The organism is Albidovulum sp. (genome assembly GCF_008933605.1).
Taxonomy (GTDB): domain Bacteria; phylum Pseudomonadota; class Alphaproteobacteria; order Rhodobacterales; family Rhodobacteraceae; genus Albidovulum.
Genome location: NZ_WBUS01000212.1, coordinates 1 through 4,031, shown reverse-complemented (window position 1 = coordinate 4,031; position 4,031 = coordinate 1). Strand labels below are relative to the sequence as shown.

6 protein-coding genes are annotated in these 4,031 nt (G+C 71.0%); 3 read left to right on the top strand and 3 right to left on the bottom strand.

Features of this window, described 5'->3' with window-relative positions; all coding sequences use genetic code 11:
* The 3 genes from F9K34_RS17440 to F9K34_RS17430 form a co-directional block, all read left to right on the top strand.
* Positions 1-184 (top strand): hypothetical protein (locus tag F9K34_RS17440; protein ID WP_291338387.1); only part of this gene is annotated, 184 nt, incomplete at its 5' end.
* A 52-nt stretch (positions 185-236) separates the two neighbouring features.
* On the top strand, positions 237-1,202 hold the full coding sequence (gene dgcA, locus F9K34_RS17435) for an N-acetyl-D-Glu racemase DgcA (protein WP_291338386.1): 966 nt from the start codon (positions 237-239) through the stop codon (positions 1,200-1,202).
* 71 nt (positions 1,203-1,273) lie between these two features.
* Entirely contained in the window at positions 1,274-2,152 is an 879-nt protein-coding gene (locus tag F9K34_RS17430; RefSeq protein ID WP_291338385.1) for a D-amino-acid transaminase, read from the top strand.
* A 15-nt stretch (positions 2,153-2,167) separates the two neighbouring features.
* On the opposite strand, the gene trhA is transcribed toward F9K34_RS17430, so the two are convergent.
* The 3 genes from trhA to rsmD all read right to left on the bottom strand — a co-directional run.
* The gene (gene trhA / locus F9K34_RS17425; protein WP_291338384.1) at positions 2,168-2,818 is read right to left on the bottom strand and encodes a PAQR family membrane homeostasis protein TrhA; all 651 of its coding nucleotides are present in this window, start codon (positions 2,816-2,818) and stop codon (positions 2,168-2,170) included.
* A 72-nt stretch (positions 2,819-2,890) separates the two neighbouring features.
* A complete protein-coding gene (locus F9K34_RS17420; RefSeq protein ID WP_291338383.1) occupies positions 2,891-3,538 on the bottom strand; it encodes an HAD family hydrolase in 648 nt (215 codons plus the stop codon).
* The coding region (gene rsmD / locus F9K34_RS17415) for a 16S rRNA (guanine(966)-N(2))-methyltransferase RsmD (RefSeq protein WP_291338382.1) at positions 3,535-4,031 on the bottom strand (497 nt) is incomplete at its 5' end. The genes F9K34_RS17420 and rsmD, both read right to left, overlap by 4 nt.

Below are 4,031 nucleotides of genomic sequence, written 5' to 3'. Positions count from 1 at the left end.
GCTCATGGCGGATTCCTCAGGCAAGGAAGTTTCGTGGCGGATCAAGGCCCGGATAGAATATTGCGCTGCGCTGCGCAAGCGGGCTTTGCAGGTGCAGAAAACAGCGCCGGACGGGACGTCGGGATCGCGTCGGTCTTGCGTCGGTTTTCCGTCGGGCATCCGTCCCGACAGAGGGCGGCCTTGACCCGGACCCGCGGGACAGGGAGAACCGGAGCAGAACCGAGGGAGCCGCGCCGATGAGCCTGACCGTCACCCGCGACCGTTTCCCGCTCAGGGAGGTCTTCACCATCTCGCGCGGGTCGAAGACGGAAGCCGCCGTGCTGACGGTCGCGCTTTCCCGCGAGGGCGCGACCGGCCGGGGCGAATGTGTGCCCTACGCGCGCTACGGAGAAAGCCTCGACAGTGTCGCGGCAGAGATCTCCGCGCTGCCAGAGGTCATCGACCGCGCGACGCTCCAGAACCTGCTGCCTGCCGGCGCGGCGCGCAACGCGGTCGACTGCGCGCTCTGGGACCGGGAGGCGAAGCGGGCCGGCCGGCCGGTCTGGCAACTCGCGGGCCTTCCGGCGCCGGCGCCCGTCACGACCTGCTTCACCCTTTCGCTCGACACGCCGGAGCGGATGCGGGCGGCGGCGGCGCGGGCGGCGGGCCGGCCGATCCTGAAGATCAAGCTTGGCACCGAGGAGGACATGGCGCGACTGGAGGCGGTGCGCGCGGGTGCGCCGAAGGCGAGGATCGTGGTCGACGCGAACGAGGGCTGGACGGCGGAGGTCTATTCCGCGCTCGCGCCGCACCTGAAGCGGCTGGGCGTGGCGCTGGTGGAGCAGCCCTTGCCCGCAGGCGCGGACGGAATGCTGGCCGAGATCGCCCGCCCCGTTCCGGTCTGCGCCGACGAGAGCTGCCACGACCGCGCCTCGCTGGCCGGCCTTCGCGGCAAGTACGACATGGTCAACATCAAGCTCGACAAGGCGGGCGGGCTCACCGAGGCGCTGGCGCTGCGGGAGGCTGCGAAGGCGGAGGGGTTCGGGATCATGGTCGGCTGCATGGTCTCCTCCTCGCTCTCGATGGCGCCGGCCTTTCTCGTCGCGCAGAGGGCGGCGGTCGCCGACCTCGACGGGCCGCTCATCCTGGCGGAGGACCGGAAGCCGCCGGTGCGCTACGCAGGTTCCGTGATGCAGGCACCGGACCGGGCGCTCTGGGGCTGAGCGCCGAGCAGCCTTGACGCGGCGCCGCCAAGGGCCGATGACACCGGGCGAGCCCACCAAGGAGACCGCCCATGAACCGCCCCGCCTCCCGCATCGTCTATGTCAACGGCGACTACGTCCCCGAGGACGAGGCGAAGGTCTCGGTCTTCGATCGCGGCTTCCTGATGGCGGACGCGGTCTACGAGGTGACGAGCGTGCTGGATGGCCGGCTCATCGACTTTCCCGGCCACGCGGCGCGGCTCGCGCGGTCGATGGCGGAACTCGACATGGAAAGCCCGGTGACGGAGGCGGAGCTTCTGGCGATCCACCGCGAACTGGTCGCGCGGAACGGGATAGACGAGGGGCTCGTCTACCTCCAGATCACCCGCGGCAACCCCGGCGACCGGGATTTCGCCTTCCCCGATCCGGCAAGGGTGAAGGGGTCCGTCGTCCTCTTCACCCAGTCGAAGCCGGGGCTGGCCGACAGTCCGGCGGCGAAGGCCGGCATCAAGGTCATCGGCATCCCCGACATCCGCTGGGGTCGGCGCGACATCAAGACGGTGCAGCTTCTCTACCCCTCGATGGGCAAGATGATGGCGAAGAAGGCGGGCGTGGACGACGCCTGGTTCACCGAGGAGGGCGGCGTGGTGACGGAGGGCACCTCGAACAACGCCTATATCGTCACGGACGGGCGGATCGTCACCCGACAGCTCTCGGCGGACATCCTGCACGGGATCACCCGGGCGGCCGTCCTGCGCTTCGCCCGCGAGGCGCAGATGGTGGTGGAGGAACGGCCCTTCACCCTCGACGAGGCGAAGGCGGCCGAGGAGGCCTTCGTCACCTCGGCCTCGGCCTTCGTCATGCCCGTGGTGGAAATCGACGGAGCGGCGATCGGGACCGGCCGGCCCGGGCCGGTGGCGACGCGGCTTCGCGAAATCTACCTGGAGGAAAGCCGCCGGGCGGCGATGTGATCGCCGCGGGCGCGCTCAGGCCGTCTGGACGAGATGGAGCGTGACGGCGGCGTAGAAGACGAGGCTCGCCGTCAGCACGAACCCGTGCCAGATCGTGTAGTGGAAGGGCAGGCGCTCGAAGAGATAGAAGGCGACGCCGACGGTGTAGAGGATCCCGCCGGCGAGGATGAGCGCCACGACCGGCCCCGAGAGCGTGGCGAGGAAGGTGCCGCCGGCGGCAAGGCCGGCCCAGCCCATGCCGAGGTAGAGTGCGAGCCCGAGCGGGCGGAAGCGGTCGGGTGAGACGAGCTTGATCCCGACGCCCGCCAGCGCCGCCGCCCAGAGCCCCGCGAGGAGCCAGAGCCCCTGGCCGGAGAGCAGCGTGAAGGGTGTGTAGGTGCCGGCGATCTTCACGTAGATGGCCGAGTGGTCGAGCCGCTTCAGGAAGCGGGACCAGCCGGGATCGGCGATCATGTTGTAGAGCGCCGAGCAGAGGATCATGGCGACGAGCGCGGCACCGTAGACCGAGACGGCGAGGACCGCGGTGAGGTCGCCCCTGAGGAAGGCCGCGACGGTGATGAGCACGGGCACCGCGGCGAGCACGACGACGAGGCCCGCGACATGGATGACGGCATCCGAAAGGCGCTCGGTCGCGGAGTAATCGGTGCGGGCGGTGAAGCGGGGCATGGCGAAAGCATAGCAGAGGTCTCGCCGCGAGGGTAAGTCCGGCAGGTGAACTTGTCGTGCATTGCCGTGGCGTCAGAGGCCGAGCAGGGCCGGCAGGTCGTCCATGCGGCGGAAGGGGCGGGCGCCTTCGGCGGCGAGCCGGGCACCGTCGCCCTGCGGCGCGTAGCCGAGACAGGCCATGCCGGCGGCGCGGGCGGCGCGGACACCGGTGGCGCTGTCTTCCACGACGACGCAGGCGGCGGGCGGGGCATTCAGCGCGGCGGCGGCGTGAAGGTAGAGGTCCGGCGCCGGCTTCGGCCGCGCGACGTCGTGGCGGGAGAAGATGCGGCCGTGGAGCCGGCCATGAAGAGCGGGATGCTGGCCGAGGGTGATCTGCATCTTGCGGTGGGGGCCGTTGGAGCCGACGGCATAGGGGATGGCGGCGGCGTCGAGCGCATCGAGTACCTCGGGGATTCCGGGGATCAGCGGCGTGCCCTTCGCAAGTTCCGCGAACATCTCCTGATAGACCGCATCCACCCAGTCGGGCGGAAGCGCGGCGCCGCGGCGGCGGGCCTCTTCCGCGACGCCCGCCATGGTGCCGCCGAGGAAGAGCGCGTGGATCTCGGTGGCGGCGAGGGCAAGGCCGTGGCGGGTGAGGTTCGCCGCGATCACCCGGTCGGTGATCGGCTCGCTGTCGACGAGGACGCCGTCGCAGTCGAAAAGGACGGCGGCGGGTCTCATGCCGGGGCCCTGAGAAGGGTGATGGTGGTGTCGCCGTAGCGGCGCTGGTCGAGAAGGGTGAAGCCCTCGGGCGGCAGCGGGGGCGCGCTTTCCTCCCAGACGATGAGCGCGCCGGGAGCGAGCCAGCCGCCTTCGGCGAGCGAGGCGAGCGCGCGTTCGCCGAGACCCTTGCCGTAGGGCGGGTCGAGGAAGGCGAGGCTGTAGCCCGGCCCCCGGTTCGGACCCATGCGGGTGGCGTCGCGGCGCCAGACGTCGGTCGCGCCCATCGCCTGCATCTTTTCGATGTTGGCGCGCAGGAGCGCGCGCGCCGCCGCGCCGTCATCGACGAAGGCCACCCGCGCGGCGCCGCGGGAAAGCGCCTCGAGCCCGAGCGCGCCGGTGCCGGCAAAGAGGTCGAGCACGCGCGCGCCCTCGACCGGGTTGCCGTAGGGACCGTTCATCAGGAGGTTGAAGACCGCCTCGCGCACGCGGTCGGAGGTGGGGCGCAGGTGCG